This is a genomic window from Paracoccus sp. (in: a-proteobacteria), from assembly GCF_030538655.1.
Lineage (GTDB): Bacteria > Pseudomonadota > Alphaproteobacteria > Rhodobacterales > Rhodobacteraceae > Paracoccus.
On the sequence record NZ_JAUNTO010000011.1, the window covers coordinates 67,010 to 85,361 of the forward strand.

Annotated in this window: 21 protein-coding genes; 12 read left to right on the forward strand and 9 right to left on the reverse strand. The window is 65.6% G+C overall.

Annotation, left to right across the window (positions count from 1 at the left end; genetic code table 11):
• Positions 1–72 precede the first annotated feature (72 nt).
• From Q4G22_RS09170 to Q4G22_RS09190, 5 genes are all read left to right on the forward strand, one after another.
• Positions 73–546: a DUF3576 domain-containing protein gene (locus Q4G22_RS09170; protein WP_303385601.1), complete on the forward strand. Its 474-nt coding sequence runs from the start codon at positions 73–75 to the stop codon at positions 544–546.
• Positions 547–627: 81 nt separating this feature from the next.
• Complete coding sequence (gene leuS, locus Q4G22_RS09175) at positions 628–3,159, forward strand: leucine--tRNA ligase (RefSeq protein ID WP_303385602.1); 2,532 nt, start codon at positions 628–630, stop codon at positions 3,157–3,159.
• Between the two features lie 5 nt (positions 3,160–3,164).
• The gene (gene lptE / locus Q4G22_RS09180; protein WP_303385603.1) at positions 3,165–3,680 is read left to right on the forward strand and encodes an LPS assembly lipoprotein LptE; all 516 of its coding nucleotides are present in this window, start codon (positions 3,165–3,167) and stop codon (positions 3,678–3,680) included.
• Positions 3,677–4,705: a DNA polymerase III subunit delta gene (gene holA, locus Q4G22_RS09185; RefSeq protein WP_303385604.1), complete on the forward strand. Its 1,029-nt coding sequence runs from the start codon at positions 3,677–3,679 to the stop codon at positions 4,703–4,705. The genes lptE and holA overlap by 4 nt, the downstream gene beginning before the upstream one ends.
• Entirely contained in the window at positions 4,702–5,928 is a 1,227-nt protein-coding gene (locus Q4G22_RS09190; protein ID WP_303385605.1) for a TIGR03862 family flavoprotein, read from the forward strand. The genes holA and Q4G22_RS09190 overlap by 4 nt, the downstream gene beginning before the upstream one ends.
• Here the strand turns inward: Q4G22_RS09190 and Q4G22_RS09195 are convergent.
• Together Q4G22_RS09195 and Q4G22_RS09200 are read right to left on the reverse strand one after the other, a co-directional pair.
• Positions 5,925–6,512: a glutathione S-transferase family protein gene (locus tag Q4G22_RS09195; protein ID WP_303385606.1), complete on the reverse strand. Its 588-nt coding sequence runs from the start codon at positions 6,510–6,512 to the stop codon at positions 5,925–5,927. The two genes, Q4G22_RS09190 and Q4G22_RS09195, sit on opposite strands and share 4 nt — an antisense overlap.
• A gap of 4 nt (positions 6,513–6,516) precedes the next feature.
• Positions 6,517–6,933: a PaaI family thioesterase gene (locus Q4G22_RS09200; RefSeq protein WP_303385607.1), complete on the reverse strand. Its 417-nt coding sequence runs from the start codon at positions 6,931–6,933 to the stop codon at positions 6,517–6,519.
• A 96-nt stretch (positions 6,934–7,029) separates the two neighbouring features.
• Here Q4G22_RS09200 and Q4G22_RS09205 point away from each other — a divergent pair, with 96 nt between their 5' ends.
• From Q4G22_RS09205 to Q4G22_RS09230, 6 genes are all read left to right on the forward strand, one after another.
• Positions 7,030–8,352: an ATP-binding protein gene (locus Q4G22_RS09205; RefSeq protein ID WP_303385608.1), complete on the forward strand. Its 1,323-nt coding sequence runs from the start codon at positions 7,030–7,032 to the stop codon at positions 8,350–8,352.
• The gene (locus Q4G22_RS09210; protein ID WP_303385609.1) at positions 8,349–8,957 is read left to right on the forward strand and encodes a response regulator transcription factor; all 609 of its coding nucleotides are present in this window, start codon (positions 8,349–8,351) and stop codon (positions 8,955–8,957) included. Before Q4G22_RS09205 ends, Q4G22_RS09210 begins: the two co-directional genes overlap by 4 nt.
• Positions 8,954–9,466, forward strand: coding sequence for a DUF2478 domain-containing protein (locus tag Q4G22_RS09215; RefSeq protein ID WP_303385610.1), 513 nt, complete (start codon positions 8,954–8,956; stop codon positions 9,464–9,466). The genes Q4G22_RS09210 and Q4G22_RS09215 overlap by 4 nt, the downstream gene beginning before the upstream one ends.
• Positions 9,463–9,732: a sulfurtransferase TusA family protein gene (locus Q4G22_RS09220; protein WP_303385611.1), complete on the forward strand. Its 270-nt coding sequence runs from the start codon at positions 9,463–9,465 to the stop codon at positions 9,730–9,732. Before Q4G22_RS09215 ends, Q4G22_RS09220 begins: the two co-directional genes overlap by 4 nt.
• Before the next feature lie 102 nt (positions 9,733–9,834).
• On the forward strand, positions 9,835–10,764 hold the full coding sequence (locus tag Q4G22_RS09225) for an AEC family transporter (protein ID WP_303385612.1): 930 nt from the start codon (positions 9,835–9,837) through the stop codon (positions 10,762–10,764).
• Between the two features lie 6 nt (positions 10,765–10,770).
• Positions 10,771–11,571 (forward strand): crotonase/enoyl-CoA hydratase family protein, encoded by an 801-nt coding sequence (locus Q4G22_RS09230; RefSeq protein ID WP_303385613.1) that lies wholly within the window; start codon positions 10,771–10,773, stop codon positions 11,569–11,571.
• 47 nt (positions 11,572–11,618) lie between these two features.
• Here Q4G22_RS09230 and Q4G22_RS09235 read toward each other — a convergent pair whose 3' ends face one another.
• The 4 genes from Q4G22_RS09235 to Q4G22_RS09250 all read right to left on the reverse strand — a co-directional run bounded on the left by Q4G22_RS09235 (position 11,619) and on the right by Q4G22_RS09250 (position 13,475).
• On the reverse strand, positions 11,619–11,954 hold the full coding sequence (locus Q4G22_RS09235; protein ID WP_303385614.1) for a DUF2794 domain-containing protein: 336 nt from the start codon (positions 11,952–11,954) through the stop codon (positions 11,619–11,621).
• Positions 11,955–12,020: 66 nt separating this feature from the next.
• Entirely contained in the window at positions 12,021–12,305 is a 285-nt protein-coding gene (locus tag Q4G22_RS09240; RefSeq protein ID WP_303385615.1) for an I78 family peptidase inhibitor, read from the reverse strand.
• Positions 12,305–12,679 (reverse strand): I78 family peptidase inhibitor, encoded by a 375-nt coding sequence (locus Q4G22_RS09245; protein ID WP_303385616.1) that lies wholly within the window; start codon positions 12,677–12,679, stop codon positions 12,305–12,307. The genes Q4G22_RS09240 and Q4G22_RS09245 overlap by 1 nt, the downstream gene beginning before the upstream one ends.
• Before the next feature lie 115 nt (positions 12,680–12,794).
• On the reverse strand, positions 12,795–13,475 hold the full coding sequence (locus Q4G22_RS09250; protein ID WP_303385617.1) for a TetR/AcrR family transcriptional regulator: 681 nt from the start codon (positions 13,473–13,475) through the stop codon (positions 12,795–12,797).
• A gap of 372 nt (positions 13,476–13,847) precedes the next feature.
• Here Q4G22_RS09250 and Q4G22_RS09255 point away from each other — a divergent pair, with 372 nt between their 5' ends.
• The gene (locus tag Q4G22_RS09255; RefSeq protein WP_303385618.1) at positions 13,848–15,275 is read left to right on the forward strand and encodes a Glu/Leu/Phe/Val dehydrogenase; all 1,428 of its coding nucleotides are present in this window, start codon (positions 13,848–13,850) and stop codon (positions 15,273–15,275) included.
• A 78-nt stretch (positions 15,276–15,353) separates the two neighbouring features.
• Here Q4G22_RS09255 and Q4G22_RS09260 read toward each other — a convergent pair whose 3' ends face one another.
• Genes Q4G22_RS09260 through Q4G22_RS09270 form a run of 3 tightly spaced genes read right to left on the reverse strand, consistent with a single transcriptional unit; the run spans position 15,354 to position 18,348 of the window.
• The gene (locus Q4G22_RS09260) at positions 15,354–16,589 is read right to left on the reverse strand and encodes an adenosylmethionine--8-amino-7-oxononanoate transaminase (protein ID WP_303385619.1); all 1,236 of its coding nucleotides are present in this window, start codon (positions 16,587–16,589) and stop codon (positions 15,354–15,356) included.
• The gene (gene bioD, locus Q4G22_RS09265; protein WP_303385620.1) at positions 16,586–17,197 is read right to left on the reverse strand and encodes a dethiobiotin synthase; all 612 of its coding nucleotides are present in this window, start codon (positions 17,195–17,197) and stop codon (positions 16,586–16,588) included. Before bioD ends, Q4G22_RS09260 begins: the two co-directional genes overlap by 4 nt.
• Positions 17,182–18,348 (reverse strand): 8-amino-7-oxononanoate synthase, encoded by a 1,167-nt coding sequence (locus Q4G22_RS09270; protein WP_303385621.1) that lies wholly within the window; start codon positions 18,346–18,348, stop codon positions 17,182–17,184. The genes bioD and Q4G22_RS09270 overlap by 16 nt, the downstream gene beginning before the upstream one ends.
• Between the last annotated feature and the right edge of the window lie 4 nt (positions 18,349–18,352).

Here is an 18,352-nt window from a genome sequence, read left to right on the forward strand (position 1 = left end):
GGCGGGTGGTTCCGCGCTATGGCAGGACATCCGCGACCTGCGGGCCGTCTGACTGCTTTACGGGAATATGCCATGTCCGCCCAAGCCCTGCGACTGACCCTTGCCCTTGGCCTTTGCGCCGGTCTTGCTGCCTGTGGCGGCCTGCGGTTTGGGGGCGGCGGATCTGACACTCAGGCCGCACCGCGCCCCGAACAGCGCGAAACCACCATATGGGAGGCGTTTCGCGGCCGCGAAAACCCCAACAACACGGTGGGCGTGAACAAATACCTGTGGAACGCCAGCCTTGAGGTGCTGAACTTTCTGCCGGTGCAATCGGTCGATCCGTTCACCGGCGTGATCGTCACCGGCTATGGCACACCCCCCGGCGGCGGGCGCAGCTATCGCGCCACCATCAAGATCAGCGATCCGGCGCTGGACGCGCGCAGCCTGAAACTGTCGCTGCAAGGGGCGGGCGGGTCTGCCGTGGCCCCCGATACCGTGCGCGCGGTCGAAGATGCGATCCTGACCCGCGCCCGGCAGCTGCGCATTCAGGACGGGCGGCTGTAATCCACTAGGCGTAAGGCGTCACTGGACCCGAGCGGCGTCTGGGGCTAAACCCGGCGGGCGAAATATGCCCGAGGAAGCCCCATGCCCTATACCCCGTCGAACAGCGAAGCGCACTGGCAACAGGCTTGGGCGGATGCGGGCAGCTTTACGGCTGTGCGCGACGACCGGCCGAAATATTACGTGCTGGAAATGTTCCCCTATCCGTCCGGGCGTATCCACATGGGCCATGTGCGCAACTATACGATGGGCGATGTCGTCGCCCGCTATAAGCGCGCGCAGGGGTTTTCCGTGCTGCACCCGATGGGCTGGGATGCCTTCGGGATGCCGGCCGAAAATGCGGCGATGGAACAGGGCGGCCATCCGCGCGACTGGACCTATGCCAACATCGCCACCATGCGTAAGCAGTTGCAGCCGCTGGGTCTGTCGATCGACTGGGGGCGCGAGTTTGCCACCTGCGACGACGCCTATGTGCATCAGCAGCAGGCGATGTTCCTTGATATGCTGGACGCGGGGCTGATTACGCGCAAATCGGCTCAGGTGAATTGGGACCCGGTCGATATGACGGTGCTGGCGAATGAACAGGTCATCGACGGCAAGGGCTGGCGGTCGGGCGCGCAGGTGGAACGGCGCGAGCTGACGCAGTGGTTTTTCCGCATCAGCGATTATTCCGATGAGCTGCTGTCGGCCTTGGACGGTCTGACCGGCTGGCCGGAAAAGGTCCGCACGATGCAGGCCAACTGGATCGGCAAGTCGCGCGGGCTGCAATTCCGGTTCGAGACGGTCGGGATCGAAGGCTTTCCGCAGATCGAGGTTTACACGACCCGCCCCGACACGCTGATGGGGGCGTCCTTCGTGGCGCTGTCGCCGGATCATCCGCTGGTGAAATCGCTGATGGGCCAGCCCGAAGTGGCCGCCTTCGTCGAGGAATGCCGCAAGATCGGCACCACCGAGGAAGCGATCGAGACCGCGCCCAAGCTGGGCTTTGACACCGGCTTGACCGTGCGCCATCCGCTGGACCCGGCATGGGAACTGCCGATCTGGATCGCCAATTTCGTGCTGATGGATTACGGCACCGGCGCGATCTTCGGCAGCCCCGCGCATGACGAACGCGACCATGAATTTGCGACGAAATACGGGCTGCCGATCCGCGCCACCTTTGGCCAGCCGGGGATGGACCTTGCGGCGGCGGATGATCTGGTTGCCGCCGCACCCTATGTGCCGCTGAAATCCGAAACCGTCACCTATGTGCGCGGCTTTGCGGGCGAGGCCGATCAGACCGGCGAGGCCGCCGTGGCCGCGGCCATCGAGGTGGCCGAGCGTGACGGCTGGGGCGAGGGCGTGACGAAATTCCGCCTGCGCGACTGGGGCATTTCGCGGCAACGTTACTGGGGCTGCCCGATCCCGGTCGTGCATTGCGAGACCTGCGGCACGGTGCCGGAATCGAAAGAAAACCTGCCCGTCCTGTTGCCGCTTGATGTCAGCTTCGACACCCCCGGCAACCCGCTGGACCAGCACCCGACTTGGCGGCAGACCACCTGCCCGAAATGCGGCGGGGCGGCGCTGCGGGAAACCGACACGATGGACACATTTGTCGATTCGTCGTGGTATTATGCGCGGTTCACCTCGCCCAAGGCCGCCACGCCCACCGACCGCGCGGATGCCGATTACTGGATGAATGTCGATCAGTATATCGGCGGGATCGAACATGCGATTCTGCACCTGCTCTATTCGCGCTTTTTCGCCCGTGCGATGGCGAAAACCGGGCATCTGCCCGCATCAGCAAGCGAGCCGTTCGATGCGCTGTTCACGCAAGGCATGGTCACGCATGAGATCTATACCACCCGCGACGCGCAGGGCCGCCCGGTCTATCACCTGCCCGAAGATGTGACGGACGGCAAATTGGCCGACGGCACGGCGGTGACAGTCATCCCCTCGGCCAAAATGTCGAAATCCAAGAAAAACGTCGTCGATCCGGTGAATATCGTCGATAATTTCGGCGCCGATACCGCGCGCTGGTTCATGCTGTCCGACAGCCCGCCCGAACGCGACGTGGAATGGACCGCCGCCGGGGCCGAGGCGGCGCATAAATTCCTCGCCCGCGTTTACCGTCTGGCCGAGGAAACGGTGGACGGCCCCGATGACGCGGACCTGACCCGCGCGGCGCATCGCGCCATCGCCGAGGTGACGAAATCCATCGACGGCTTTGCCTTTAACAAGGCGGTGGCGGCGCTCTACACCCTTGCCAATGCCATTGGCAAATCATCCGCAGGCGGCGAATCGCGCCGCGATGCGCTGCGAATCATGGCGCAGTTGATGGCCCCGATGGTGCCGCATCTGGCCGAAGACATCTGGCAGCAGTCCGGCGGCACCGGCATGGTGGTGGACGCCCCATGGCCCAAGGCCGACCCGGCGCTGCTGGAAGATGACAGCGTGACGCTGCCGATTCAGATCAACGGCAAACGCCGCGCCGAAATCACCGTGCCCAAGGACATGCCCAAGGACCAGATCGAGGCATTGGTGCTGGCCGATGACACCGTGCAACGCTTTCTGGACGGGGCGGCGATCAAGAAACTGATCGTCGTGCCGGGCCGCATCGTTAACGTGGTGGCGTAAAATCCATGCGCCAACCGCTTTCTGTTTGCCCCGATACGCCTGCAACACTGCCACGCCGCACCGCTCTGGCGGCTCTGGCGCTGCTGGCCCTGACAGGCTGCGGGCTGACGCCGGTCTATGGGCCGGGCAGCCCGGCCAAGGCGCTGTTCGGACAGGTGCGCCCGAAAGACGCCGCGACATTCGATGAGTTCACCTTTAACCGCCGCATCAGCGAGCGGCTGGGGCCAGAGGGGACGGATTACGCCCTGTCCTATACGCTGCGGTTTGGTGCGGTGGCGCAGGGCATCACCCCGGACGAGGTGACAACCCGCTATTCTCTTAGTGGCACCGCCGATTTCACCCTGACCGATGCGGCAGGCAGGGTGGTGACGCGTGGGCAGGTCAGCAATTTCACATCCTTTTCCACCACCGGCACTACGGTTGCCTCGCTGATGGCGGATGTGGATGCGCGCGAACGGCTGGCGCGGATGCTGGCCGATCAGGTGGTGACGCGGCTGATCGCCGCCGCCGCAACGCCGTGAACCTGAAAGGCGGCGAGATCGCGCGCTATCTGGCGCGGCCTGATCCGGCCCGGCCCGCGCTGCTGATCTATGGTCCCGACACCATGCGCGTGGCACTGAAACGGGCCGAGGCGGTGGCGTCGCTGACCGGCCCGAACGCCGACCAGGAAATGCGCCTGACCCGCATGGTCGGCAGCGATCTGCGCAAAGATCCGGCGACCCTGATGGATGCGATCAAAGAGGTCGGGTTCTTTCCCGGCCCGCGTGTGGTGCTGGTCGAGGATGCCTCCGATGCCGTGGCCGATACGATTGCGGCGGCGCTGGCCGAATGGCGCGCGGGCGATGCGGTGATGGTGGTGACAGCGGGCAATCTGTCGAAATCATCCGCCCTGCGCAAACTGTTCGAGCCTCACCGCGAGGCCGTGGCCGCCGCCATCTATGACGACCCCCCCGGCGAGGATGAAATTGCCCGCTGGCTGGCTGACGCCGGTCTGCATCAGGTGCCGCGCGATGCGATGCGCGATCTGGCGACGCTCGCCCGCGCGCTGGACCCCGGTGATCTGCGGCAGGTGATCGAAAAGATCGGCCTGTATAAATTCGACGACCCGGCCCCGCTGACCCCGGACGAGGTGGCGCTGATGGCCCCCGCCACGATCGAGGCCGATCTGGACGCCACCATCCACGCCAGTGCCGAGGGGAAAACCGCCGATCTGGGCCTGCTGATGCGCCGGATCGAATCGCAGGGGGTCAGCCCGGTGACGCTGTGCATCGCGGCGCAACGGCATTTCCGCGCGCTCCACGCTGCGGCAACCGATCCGGGTGGGCCGGTGGCCGGGCTGATGCGGCAGCGCCCGCCGGTCTTTGGCCCGCGCCGCGACCGCATGGCCCGGCAGGCGCAAAGCTGGGGCGCGATGAAGCTGGAAGAGGCGCTGCATCACCTGATCGAAACCGATCTGACGCTGCGCTCATCATCGCGCGCGCCACAGATGGCGCTGGTGGAACGGGCGCTGATCCGGCTGTCGCATCTGTCCGGGGGGCGGCGGTGAACCCGCAGGCTCTGGTCATCGGCGCAGGCCCGGCGGGGCTGATGGCGGCCGAGGTTCTGGCAGCGGGCGGGGCACAGGTAATCGTGGCCGAGGCGATGCCGACCCCGGCGCGCAAGTTTCTGATGGCGGGCAAATCGGGGCTGAATCTGACCAAGGATGAGCCGGTGGACGCCTTTGCGACCCGGATCAGCGTTGCGACCGGGGGTTTTCCACCCCCGGACCCCCGAGGATATTTGCAAACGAAAGACATGCTGTCCGGCTTTGGCCCCGATGAGGTTCAGGATTGGGCGCGCGGGCTGGGGGTCGATCTGTTCACCGGCTCGACCGGGCGGGTATTTCCGGTGGGGATGAAGGCATCGCCCCTGTTGCGAGCATGGCTGACGCGGCTGCGCGGGGTCGGGGTAGAATTGCGGACCCGCTGGCACTGGCGCGGGTTCGAGGATGACAGCTTTGCCTTTGACACGCCCGCCGGGCCGCAGGTGATGCGGCCCGCTGTCTGCGTGCTGGCACTGGGCGGGGCAAGCTGGCCACGGCTGGGGTCTGATGCGGCATGGGTGCCGTGGCTGGAGGCGCGCGGCGTGCCGGTGGTGCCGTTCCGGCCTGCGAATATGGGGTTTTGCGTCGATTGGTCGGCCCCGATGTCGCGGCACTTTGGCGCGGCGGTCAAAGGCGTGGCGATCTGCGTGGGCGGGCAGATCAGCCGGGGCGAATGGGTTATCACCCGCCACGGGATCGAAGGCGGCGGCATCTATGCGGTGGCCGCCCCCCTGCGCGACGGGGCAGCCGCCACGGTTGATCTGGCGCCCGATCTGGACAGGGCGGCCTTGGCGGGCCGGTTCGCGCGGCCACGGGGCAAGCTGTCGGTCGGCAACTGGCTGCGCCGGGTTCTGGGCGATCCGGTGCGGGCCGCGCTGTTGCTGGAATGGGGCCAGCCCCTGCCCGGTAATCCCTTGGCACTGGCCATTGCGGCCAAGGCATTGCCATTGCGTCATCGCCGACCGATGGGACTGGCGCGGGCGATTTCCAGCGCCGGAGGCATCGGCTGGGACGGGCTGGACGATGATCTGCAACTGCGCGCCATTCCCGGCTGTTTCGCCGCAGGCGAGATGCTGGACTGGGAGGCCCCGACCGGCGGCTATCTGCTGACCTTTTCCATGGCCAGCGGGCGCGTGGCCGGGCAGGGTGCGCTGGCGCGGCTGCGTGCCCGGCAGATGTCGCCCTAACGTGCCGCCGCGCGCACAAAGGCGGGTCGGGCGCGCATCTGATCCAGATAATCCGACAAGCGGTGTTCGATGATCGGGAATTTCGCCGTCAGCGCCCAGATCAGGCTGTGGGTCAGGATGATGTCGGGCACGGTCATCACCTCGCCCATCAGGAACGGGCCATCAGCCATGCGGTGGACCAGCACCTTTTGGCTGCGCTCGAATTCCCACCGCAGGGTGTTCTTGATCCCGGCCATGCGCATTTCTTCGGGCAGAACAAAGCTGTGGCGCGCAGCCAGCCACAGGGCGGCGTCGAATTCATCCAGCAGGAACTGGGTCAGGCTGTCCTGCCGGGCGCGATCCAGCGTGCCTGCGGGATGGGTCAGCCGTCCGTGACGGTCGGCCAGATAGGTCAAAATCGCGGTGGAATCGGTGATCGGCGTGCCGTCGTCGATCAGCACCGGCACCTTGCCCGCCGGGTTAAAGGGGGCCACGCCGTCGCTTTGCGGCAGGGCGGGGACGTGGGTGTAGGGCAGGCCCAGTTCCTCAAGCGCCCACAGAACCCGCAGGGTGCGCGATTGCGATGTGCCGATAACCGTCAGCATCCTGTCAGCCCTTCCAGTCCAGAATCATCTGCGTTTGGGTGACGATGGCCGCCACCTGCCCGTCGGGGCGCGTCACCGTGGTTTGCCAGACCTGAATCGTGCGGCCCCGATGCAGCGGCTGGCAGGTGGCACGGGCGGTTTCGCCGATGCGGATCGGGCGCAGAAAGTTGGTCTTGCTTTCAATGGTGGTGGTGGACTGACCCTCGGGGATGTTCAGAAAGGTGGCAGTGCCGCCCGCGTTATCGGCCAGCCCCATGATCGCCCCGCCATGCAGCACGCCGTTGCGATTGGCCATCTGCGGCGTCACCTCCATTTCCATCACCACCTGATCGGGCTGTGCGGCAACGACACGGATGCCCAGCAGTTCCGCAAATTCCGGCTGTGCCTGGGCGATGCGCCCCAGACGCGAATCCTGATCCATGCTTTCCCCCTTTTTCGCCATAGGGCCGCAGCCATCGCCAAAGCGCAAGACGCGGACTGATGGACGCCGCGCGCATTCTGCCGCAATCTGACCGGCATGAGCGGACTGAGACTGCAAACACGGATCGTGCTGCTGATCGTGGCAGTGCAGGCGCTGCTGCTGGCGGGGCTGGCGGCGGCGTCGCTGGACAATGCGCGCCGGGCCGTGCGCGACGAAGTGCAGGCCGGCATGGACACGGCGCGGTCGCTGGTGCTGGCGACCGTGGGCACGATGCAGGGTGCGGTGCCGCCCGACCGGCTGATGGCGCTGCTGCCCGAACGGCTGGTCGCGCCGCGCCATGCCCGCATCATGGTGCTGGATGCGCAGACCGGCGCGCTGCACAATCCTTTGGCACCGCAAGCGCAGCCGGTGCAGGCGCCGGGCTGGTTCGCCGCCGCCATCACGCCGTCCGCGCAGGAAACCCGCCTGCCGGTGATGATCGCGGGGCGGTTGCGCGGCTATGTCTTCATCAGCGCCGACCCCACAGCCGAGGTGGCCGAGGTCTGGCGCGATGCCCGCATCATGGCCGGGCTGACGGCGCTGGCCGCGCTGGTGCAGGCGGTGTTGATCTGGCTGGTGTTGCAGCACGGGCTGCGGCCTTTGGGGCAGATCGCCGCGCGGCTGGCCGATCTGACACGCGGCGATCTGGCGGCGCGCATCGGCCCGGTGGCGGTGCCCGATCTGGCCGCACTGGCGGCACAGGCCGACCGGCTGGGCTATACGCTGCAACAGGCGCAGGCCGACCGCACCCGTCTGTCGCGGCAGGTGGTCACGCGCGGCGACGAGGAACGCAAGGCCATCGCCCGCGATCTGCACGACGAATTCGGCCCCTGCCTGTTCGCCCTGCGGGTCGAGGCCGACGCGCTGCGACAAAGCTTTGACGATCCGGCCATCCACACCCATGCCGATACGCTGGACGCCATCGCCGACCAGATCGGCCGGGTGAACCGCGCGCTGCTGGACGGGTTGCGGCCGATGGCGGTGGGGCAATTGCCGCTGGCCACAGTGCTGGCCGATTACGCCGCTGATCTGACGCGGCGGTTCCCCGATATGCGCTTTGATCTGGATTTGCCCCCTGGCCTGCCCGAACCCGACGAGGCCACGGCGCTGACCCTGTTCCGCATCATGCAGGAAGGCACCACCAACGCGCTGCGCCATTCCGGGGCCAGCCAGGTTTCGATCACGCTGCGGCGCGATCCGGCGCAGTGGCAGATCACCATTGCCGATGACGGGCACGGTATCCCCGACGCTGCGCGCCCCGGCACGGGCCTGTCGGGGATGCGCGAAAGGGTAATCCTTCTGGGTGGCGCGCTGAACATCGGACGCGCTAAGATAGGCACTGAAATCCGGGCCAGTCTGCCCGCTCAGGGGATTGCATGAAAACCGCGCTTGTCGTCGATGACCACCCGATCACCCATCTGGGTGCCGCGCGCCTGCTGCGCGATCTGGGATACGAGGCGATCTTGCAGGCAATGGACGCCGAACAGGCGCTGACACAGGCAGCGCAGGGACCGGATGTGATCGTGCTGGATATCAGCCTGCCCGGCACCGACGGGCTGTCGCTGATCGCCCCCTTGGCCGAGGCCGCACCCGACGCCCGGATTCTGGTGTTTTCCATGAACGACCAGACCGGCTTTGCCGCCCGCGCGCTGGAATCGGGGGCGCATGGCTTTTTGTCCAAGAACGCCCCGCCCGCCGATTTCCGCGACGCCATCCGCGCGCTTGAGGCTGGCGATTTCTGGCTATCGCCCCGGCAGGCCGTGGCGCTGGCCACCATGCGCGCAGGCGGGCCGGGCGCGGCGCTGACCGCGCGTGAACGGCAGGTGCTGGATATGATCGGGCGCGGGCTGAACCTGCAAGCCATCGCCGACGATCTGGGCGTCAGCTACAAGACCGTGGCCAACGCCTCGTCCGCGCTCAAGAAAAAACTGGGGGTGGACGGGATGAACGGGCTGATGAAAATCGCACTGGAGGGCAAGGTATGACGATGCAGCTGGGCTTTTTCTGCGATGCGCCGGGCGACCCTTATGACCGGCTGGCTGATCTGGCCGACACGCTGACCCGCGACGGCGCGCGGCTGGCCGGGGCGGTGCAGCGCAATTCGGGCGGCAGTGCCGATTGTGCCTGCGACGTTGACCTGATTTTGCTGGGCGATGCGGGCGCGCCGGTGCGGATCTCGCAGTTGCTGGGGGCCGGGTCCGTGGGCTGCCGTCTGGATGCCGGGGCCTTGGAAACCGCCGTGGCACGGATCGCCACCCGGATCGAGGGGGCCGATCTGGTAATCCTGTCGAAATTCGGCAAGCAAGAGGCCGCAGGCCGCGGCTTTGCCGCGCTGATCGGACAGGCGTTGCAGGCCGGGCGGCCGGTGATCCTGTATGTGGCCCCCGATTACCGCGCCGAATTTGACGCATTTGCCGGGGGGCTGGCGCAGGAACTGCCCGCCGATGCCATCGCCGCATGGTGCCGCGACAGCATGGCCGCAAGCGTCGCATGACCGATACCCCCGCGACCGAGGTCGATGCCCGTAACCTGCTGTGTCCGCTGCCGGTGCTGCGGTTGCGCAAGGTCTTGCTGGGGCTGGCGCCGGGCGGCTTGGTGCGGCTGATCGCAACCGATCCGGCGGCGCAGATCGACGTGCCGCATTTCTGCGAAACCGGCGGGCACCGGCTGTTGTCGCAGACGGCGCTGCCAGACGGAGCGCGAGAATATCTGGTGCAGCGTGGCGCAGACGGCAATCAAGCCCCCCAAGAGGATATTTGAGAACGAAAGACGGGGTGGGTTGCGCCCGGCGGGGACAGATGGTTTTCTGGCCCGGTCAGGGAGGACGCAGATGCAGCACAGACAACCGGCGACCGCTGACTGATGCTGGCGATCTTTCTGAAAACCCTACCGTTTTTTGCGCTGATCGGCTTGGGCTGGCTGGCGGGCCGGACGCGGTTCTTCCCGCCCGAGGCGACGGCCTGGCTGACCAAATTCGTGTTCTATTTCGCGCTGTCGGCGATGCTGTTCCGCTTTGCCTCGGGGCTGGATCTGGCGGCGCTGTGGGACGGGCGCTTTGTCATGGCTTACCTGACCGGATCGCTGCTGGTCTGGGCCATCGGCTTTGCCGCCGCGCGCTGGCGTGGGCTGCCCCTGTCTGATGCCGCGATGGAGGCGCATTGCGCCATGACCGGCAACACCGGTTTTCTGGGCGTGCCAATGCTGGTGGTGCTGCTGGGACCGGCGGCGATCGGGCCGGTGCTGATGGTGCTGACCATCGACATGGTGGTGTTCTCGACCCTGATTACACTGCTGATCCATGCCGCCCGGCATGGCCGCGTGACCGCCGCCATGGTGCTGCCGATGCTGCGCGGGCTGGCGGGCAATCCGATGATCGTGTCGATGCTGGCGGGCCTTGGCTGGGCGGTGCTGGACCTGCCGATGCCCGGCCCGCTGGACGAATTTCTGGCCCTGCTGGGCGGCGCGGCCACGCCCGGCGCGCTGTTTGCCATCGGGGCGGGGCTGGCCGGGCGCGCGGCGCAGCGGTTTGGCCCGGCTCTCTGGCTGGCCGGGGCCAAGCTGATCCTGCATCCACTGGCCGTGGCCATCGCGGCCTTTGGCATCTTTCGGGTCGAGCCTGTCTCTGCCGGGATCATGGTTGCCGCCGCCGCGCTGCCGGTGGCGGGGAATGTCTATATTCTGGCGCAATATTTCAACGTGGCGGCGCAGCGGGTGTCGGCGGCGATCCTGATCTCGACCGCGGCCAGCATCGCCACCGTCCCCCTTGTCATCCACTGGATCACGAAAGGCTGACCCGACATGCGACAGATTTCCGACCTGCGGCTGGAAAACACCCTGCTGAACGTGGACGACAGCGGCATCGCCACCCTGACCCTGAACCGCCCAGCCAAGCGCAACGCACTGGACGCCGCCACCATCGACGAGCTGATCGACGTGTTCACCACCCTGCCCCGCGCAGGCGTGCGGGCCTGTATTCTGCGCGCCAATGGTGATCATTTCAGCGCCGGTCTGGATCTGGTCGAACATCACCGCGAAAACCGCAGCGCCAGCGATTTCATGCATGTCTGCCTGCGCTGGCACGAGGCGTTCAACAAGATGGAATATGGCGGCGTGCCGGTGATCGCAGTGCTGAAAGGCGCGGTCGTCGGCGGCGGGCTGGAACTGGCCTCGGCAGCGCATATCCGGGTGGCCGGGCCGGATACCTATTTCGGCCTGCCCGAAGGTCAGCGCGGGCTGTTCACCGGCGGCGGGGCGACGATCCGGGTGGCTGATCTGATCGGCAAGGCGCGGATGATCGACATGATGTTGTCGGGCCGCTTGTATCGCGGCACCGAGGCGGTGGATGTGGGCCTGTGCCAGTATCTGGTCGATGACCCCGAAACCAAGGCACGAGAGATCGCCGAGGCGGCGGCCCAAAACCCGCCGCTGTCCAATTTCGCCATTTGCAGCGCGATCAGCCATATGCAGAATATGTCGGCGCTGGATGCGGCTTATGCCGAAGCGGTGGTGGCAGGCGTCGTCAACACGCAGGATGCGGCCAGGGAACGGCTGGCTGCCTTTGCACAAGGCACGGCGAACAAGATCAAGCCCGGCGCCTGACCGGCGCTGTCGCGATATTGAGGCACGCAAGAAACGGCGCGGCCCGGTCAGTCGATGGCACGGATCAGTTTCTTGTCGAACACCCGCACCACCGCACGCAGATCATGGCCACGTTTCAGAATGCGGCCATCCATGCCGATGACAGCATAGGCCCCTTGGGCATTGCGCAGCCGCGGGCGCTTTTCGATGCGATAGATCGGGGTTTCGGCGGCGCGGCGAAAGACGCTGAACACCGCCACGTCGCGCAGAAAGGACAGGGCGTAATCGCGCCATTCCCCCGCCGCAACCATGCGGCCATAGACCGACAGGATCACCCCCAGTTCGGTCCGGTCAAAGGCAACCCGGTCGGGATCATGGGTCGGGGGCGGCGTGGCGTTCAGCATCAGGCGATGGTGGCACCGCCGCCCGCGCCGCGCAACGACGAATCACAGCGCGGCCGGCGGGTGCGATCAATAACACGAGACCTTTTCAATCAGCCCGCCGCTGCCATATTCGATGTTCAGTCGCTGGGGCCGATAATCGCTGGTGATGGCGTCGCTGGGGCCGATAGTGCGGGTGCCAATCGGGAAACGCATGGAATCCAGCACCGTGCGCGGCTGGCCGATCAGACCACGATAGCCGGTGGCACCGCATTGATCGGCCTCGGGCGCGGGTTCAGCCGGTGCGGGCGGAACAGGCTGACAAGCCGACAATGCCAGCAGGGCCAAGACGGGAATCAGAAACGAATCACGCATCAGCCGCAATCCACCTTTTGGATATTGCCCGCCGAATCCAACCGGAACACGATCCGGCTGGGATCATAGTTCTGCGCCTCGATCCCGCGGAATTCCACCACGCGATAGGGTCTGGTGATGCCCAGCCCCGGCACCACACTGCCGGGCTGGCCGACATAGCTGGCGTAACTCTTGGCCCCGCACAGGTCGGGCTGGCGTTCCTGCAAGCCCGAACCGCCCGCCACCGGCATCGGTGCCATACCGTCAATGGGCGGGTTATAGGGCAGGTTCGATTCAACCGGCGGAGTCATGGGGGCATAGGCGGGCACCTGCATCACGCAGGCCGAGGTCAGGCCGGCCACAATGGCAAGGCCCAGAAAAGGAACGGGTTTCATCATCGGTCTTTCCGTGATCTGCCTGCTGCCCGGCTCAATACCGGACTGTCAGCCTGTTATAAAACTGCCGCCGCCGGTTGCCCAGCAGCGGCGGCCTTCACAAAGCGGTCAACCGTTATTCTGCGGCAGTGCTGTGGCGCACAGGACGCGCTTCCTGCGACCGCACCTGATCGCGCACTGCCTTGGACCCGTAGGTCAGCAGGAACATGCGCACGGTTCCGGCGCAGCACTGCTTGATTTCCTCGTCCGTCACCGAGGCCGGGCCAAGGAACATGGCCTTGTCGAACACCCGCACGGCACAAAGCTGCAACAACTGATCGGCGGCCAGCGCCAGATCGTCGATTTCCAGCTCGCCCCGGCTGATGCAATATTCAAAATATTCCGACAGCTTGAACTGCACATCGCGCGGGCCAGAGTTGTAATATTCCGCCGCCAGCGCAGGGAACCGCTCGGCCTCGGAGGCGGACAGCCGCCAGACGCGAATACCGAATTCCGACACCAGATGCCCGGTCAGCATCTGCACCACAAAGGGCAAAACTTGATGCACCGGCAGATCAATGTTTACCAATGCCTTGGAATCATGGGTTTCACGGGACAGTTCGGCCCGGAACACCTCGATGAACATCAGGCGTTTGTCGGGGAAATAGCTGTAGAGTGTCGCCTTGGAAACACCAGCCTCGCGCGCGATGTCATCGACGCTGGCCCCCTCAAACCCGTCACGCAGAAAGATCTTCCGCGCCCCATCCAGAACCTGCGCGAACTTTCGTCCGCGGGTGATTGGCGGTGTTTTCTGCATTATGTCCGCTCCATCATGTCGTCTTTACCCACTATCGCACAAGGCAGTTAAGAAAAATCAAACGCTGTCCGCCTGGCACCACGCGCACCAGAGCAATAGTCATCAGACCGCCCAGCCAGATTTTCTTCCCCACACACCCAAAGATTTTGTGATGCGCCACACGTTCAGACTGGCCTTTTGGGCCTATCCATGATCGGCTTGACGCAGCACCTCCTCGGATCACACCATGCAGTTTCGAAAGAACCGCCGGGAAATGGTGCAGGAAACCCACGCATATAAGACTAAAGTCGTATAAAAATCCTTGCTTCTATACTGCACAAGGTTAGGTTTGGTTCGTTTTGGGCTTTCAGACAACACAACAGGAGGTTGAAAATGGCCGTTCCCCACGCTTCGTTCCGCGATTCAGTCGATCAAATGTTCACGCAGGCCGCACGTTTCATGGACTTGCCGCCCGGACTCGAGGAAAAAATCCGGGTCTGCAATTCAACCTATACGGTTCGGTTCGGCGTGCGATTAAGAGGCCAAATTCAGACCTTTACCGGCTATCGGTCGGTCCATTCCGAGCATATGGAGCCGGTCAAAGGCGGGATTCGTTATTCCCTGGACGTGAATCAGGACGAAGTAGAGGCTCTGGCAGCCCTCATGACCTATAAATGTGCGCTGGTCGAGGTGCCCTTTGGCGGGTCCAAGGGCGGGCTGCGCATTGACCCCCGACAATGGGACGAAGACGAACTGGAACGCATAACGCGCCGTTTTACCTATGAACTGTCGCGTCGCAGCCTGATCTCGCCCAGCCAGAACGTGCCCGCCCCGGATATGGGCACTGGCGAACGCGAAATGGCGTGGATGGCCGATGCCTATAAACGCCTGCATCCCGACGACATCAACGCCAAAGCCTGTGTCACCGGCAAGCCGCTGGCGGCGGGCGGCATTCAGGGCCGGGTCGAGGCGACGGGCCGGGGCGTCCAATATGCCCTGCGCGAATTCTTCCGCCATCCCGACGCCATGCAGCGCGCGGGCCTGACCGGCACGCTGGCAGGCAAGCGGATCATCGTGCAGGGGCTGGGGAATGTCGGTTATCACGCGGCGCTGTTTCTTTCGACGCAGGATAACGCGCTGATTACCACCGTCATCGAACGCGACGGCGCGATCACCAATCCCGCGGGCCTGAATATCGACGCCCTGCGCGGCCATATCCAGGCCACCGGCGGAGTGGGGGGCTTTGCCGGCGGCGACTATCGCGAAAACGGTATGGCGGCGCTGGAAGATGAGTGCGACATCCTGCTGCCCGCCGCCGTCGAAAGCGTCATTCACGCCGAAAACGCCCCCCGCCTTCGCTGCAAACTGATTATCGAGGCCGCGAACGGTCCCGTCACCGCCGATGCCGACCAGATCCTGCGCGACCGGGGCGTGGTCATTATCCCCGACATGTATGCCAACGCCGGCGGCGTCACCGTGTCCTATTTCGAATGGGTCAAGAACCTGTCGCAGATCAGCCTCGGCCGCCTGGAGCGCCGCCACGAAGAGGCCCGCGCCCGCCTGATGGTGGACGAACTCGAACGCCTGTCCGCCGACACCGGCCTGAACTGGACGCTCTCCAAGGGCTTCAAGGATGCCTATATGACGGGCGCGAACGAACTTGATCTGGTCCGCTCGGGCCTTGATGACACGATGCGCGTCACCTTCGGCAAGATGAAAGAGGTCTGGATGAACCACCCTGACGTCACCGACCTGCGCACCGCGTCCTATGTGGTGGCGATCCGCCGTATCGCGAATGTCTATCGCTCGCTGGGGCTGTGATCGGGCATCTTCTGTCTGAAAATATCCTCAGGGGGTGAATTGGCCGGCAGGCCAAGAGGGGGCGCGAGCGCCCCCTTGTCACCCGCGCCAGTCCAGAACCGCGTTCCAGACCTGATCCAGTTGATCGCCGTCGATGCAATAGGGGGGCAGCACGTAAACCGTATTCCCCAAGGGCCGCAGCAAGACCCCGCGTTCCAGACAATGCGCGCGCAAACGCGGCCCGGCATCGGCCAGATAGCCTGCATCGGCCACCTTCAGATCGACTGCCGCAATGGTGCCGCATTGGCGGGCGTTTTCAAACCGCGGGTCCGCCGCAACCCGCGCCAGCCGCTCGGCCTGCATAGTAGCCAGCGCATCCAGCCGCGCCTGCATCGGCAACGCCTGCCATAACCGGACCTGAGCCAGCGCGGCGGCGCAGGCAATCGGGTTCGCAGTATAGCTGCTGGAATGATAAAACGTCCGGGCACGGTCGGTCGAATAATGCGCCTGAAACACCGCCTCACTGGCCAACGTCACGGCCAGGGGGATCGCACCACCCGTCAAGCCTTTGGAGCTGCACAAAATATCCGGCGCAATCCCGGCGTGATCGCAGGCCCACAGCCGCCCGGTGCGGCCCCAACCTGTCATCACCTCATCCGCGATCAGCAGAACGCCATGGCGGTCGCAGATGGCCCGCAGCCCGGCCAGCACCTGTGGATCATAGATCCGCATCCCGCCAGCACCCAGAACCAGCGGTTCCAGAATCAGCGCCGCCATATCGCCCTGCGCCGCCAGCACCTCGAAGGCGACCAGCGTCGCCGCGCCATCGCCCTGTGGAAAGGGCAGTGTCTCGACCGAAAACAGCAACGGATCATAGGCCGCGTTGAACACGCCGCGTTCGCCCACGCTCATGGTGCCGATGGTGTCGCCGTGATAACTGCCCTCGATCACCGCGATACGGTGGCGCGGCTGGCCGCTGTGCCGCCAAAAGCCAAGCGCCATCTTCAGCGCCACCTCGACCGAGGTCGAGCCGCTGTCGGAATAAAATACCCGCGACAGCCCGGCGGGGGCCATGGCGATCAGCGCCTCGGCCAGTTCCTCGGCAGGGGCGTGGGTCAGACCGGCAAAGATCACCTGATCCATCCGTGCGGCGGTTTCGGTGATGGCGGCCATGATTTCGGGCGTGCGGTGGCCATGGGTAATGACCCACCAACTGGAAATCGCGTCGATCAGCGGGCCGCGATCGGTGTCGATCACCGCGCCATGGGTCGCCCTCACGCGCGGCGGCGCGGGTTCCAGCGCGTGCTGGGTAAAGGGATGCCAGACGGCGCTCATCCGAAATCCTGCGGGTTAAAGTGACGGGCCATGGCGGCGGTCAGCGCAGGGCGATTCAGCGGGCCCAGATGCGGCAGACGCCCCAGCACCCGCACCGCGCCCATCTGGCCGATGGTGGCGATGTTATCAGGGTTGTCATCACCGACAAAGGCCACCCCGTGCACCGGCACCGCGCGCGTGCGCAACGATTCCAGCGCGGTCAGCGTGTGGCTGATGGTGCCCAGCCCTGTGGCGGCCACCAGCACCACCGGAATCTGCCAACCGGCAAACAGATCGGCAAACAGGATCTGCCGGGTGACCGGCACCAGCGCGCCCCCCGCCCCCTCGATCACCAGCGACGGTGCCTCGGGCGGGGTCAGCGCCGCCGGGTCGATGGCGACACCATCCAGCTCTGCCGCCCGATGCGGCGACAAGGGTTCGCGCAGACGATATGCCTCGGGCCAGATATGTGCGCCGGACAAGGCCGCGACGCAATCGGCGTCCAGCCCATCGGCCAGCCCGGATTGCAGCGGCTTCCAGTAATCGGCACCGATCATGCCGCACAGACCGGCGGCAAAGACCGTCTTGCCGATGCCGGTGCCGGTGCCGGTGATTACGAACCGGGCCATAGCTCCTCCAGCGTGTCGGCAAGGTGGGTGACATCATCTTCGCTGGCATTCAGCGTCAGCGAGACACGCAGCCGCGCTGTTCCCTGCGGCACCGTAGGCGGGCGGATGCCGCGCACGTCAAAGCCACGGTCTTGCACCTGCTGCGCCAACGCCATGGCGGGCGCGTTGCCGCCGACGATCACCGGCACGATCTGGCTGCCGCTGGCCTGCAAACCCATCCGCACCAGCCGCTGCGAAAACAGCGCCACCCGTGCGGCCAGCGCATTACGGCGCCAACCCTCGTCGCGCAGGATCGCCAGCGCGGCACGCCCCGCCGCCGCCATCAACGGTGAGGGCGCGGTGCCAAAAATAAACGGGCGACAGCGGTTGACCATGAAATCCGTCAGCACCCGCGGCCCGCAGACCAGCGCGCCCGACCCACCCAAAGCCTTGCCCAAAGTGTGCAGCGTCAGCACGTTGCCGCGCCCTTCCAGATCATGCGCCAGCCCGCGCCCGTCAGGGCCATAAACACCAGTCGCATGCGCCTCGTCCACGATCAGAAAGCCATGGTCATCGGCCAAGGCCGCCAGATCGGCCAAGGGCGCGCGGTCGCCATCCATGCTGTAAAGGCTTTCCGCCGCGATCCACACCGCGCCGCGCCCGCCGCCGTCGCGCCAGTTGCGGATACGATCCGCCGCATCGCCCGCATCATTGTGGCGAAAACTCTGCACCTCGGCCCGACCGGCGCGCGCACCTTCGTGTGTGCTGGCGTGAGACAACTCGTCCATCAGCAACAGGTCGCCCCGCTGCGGCAGCGTGGTCAGAATGGCGAAATTCGCCACATAACCGCCACCAAACCCCAACGCCGATTCCGCGCCAAAAAAGGCGGCAGCCTCGGCTTCGAACTGTTCCTGTTCGTCGCAATTGCCACGCAGCAGGCGCGAACCGGCAGCCCCCACAGACACGCCGCGATCCAGCGCGTCGCGCACGGCATCGGCCAGCCGCGCCGACCCGGCCAACCCCAGATAGTCGTTCGAGGAAAAATCCACGCCCGCGCGCGGGATCAGCCGCCGCAGCCGCGCGTCGGCGGCAAGCCCGGCCAGTTGTTCGCGATATACCGCCAGCCGATCCACGCTGCCCCCTGTCTTGCCGCCGGTTTGGGCGATGGCCACCGGA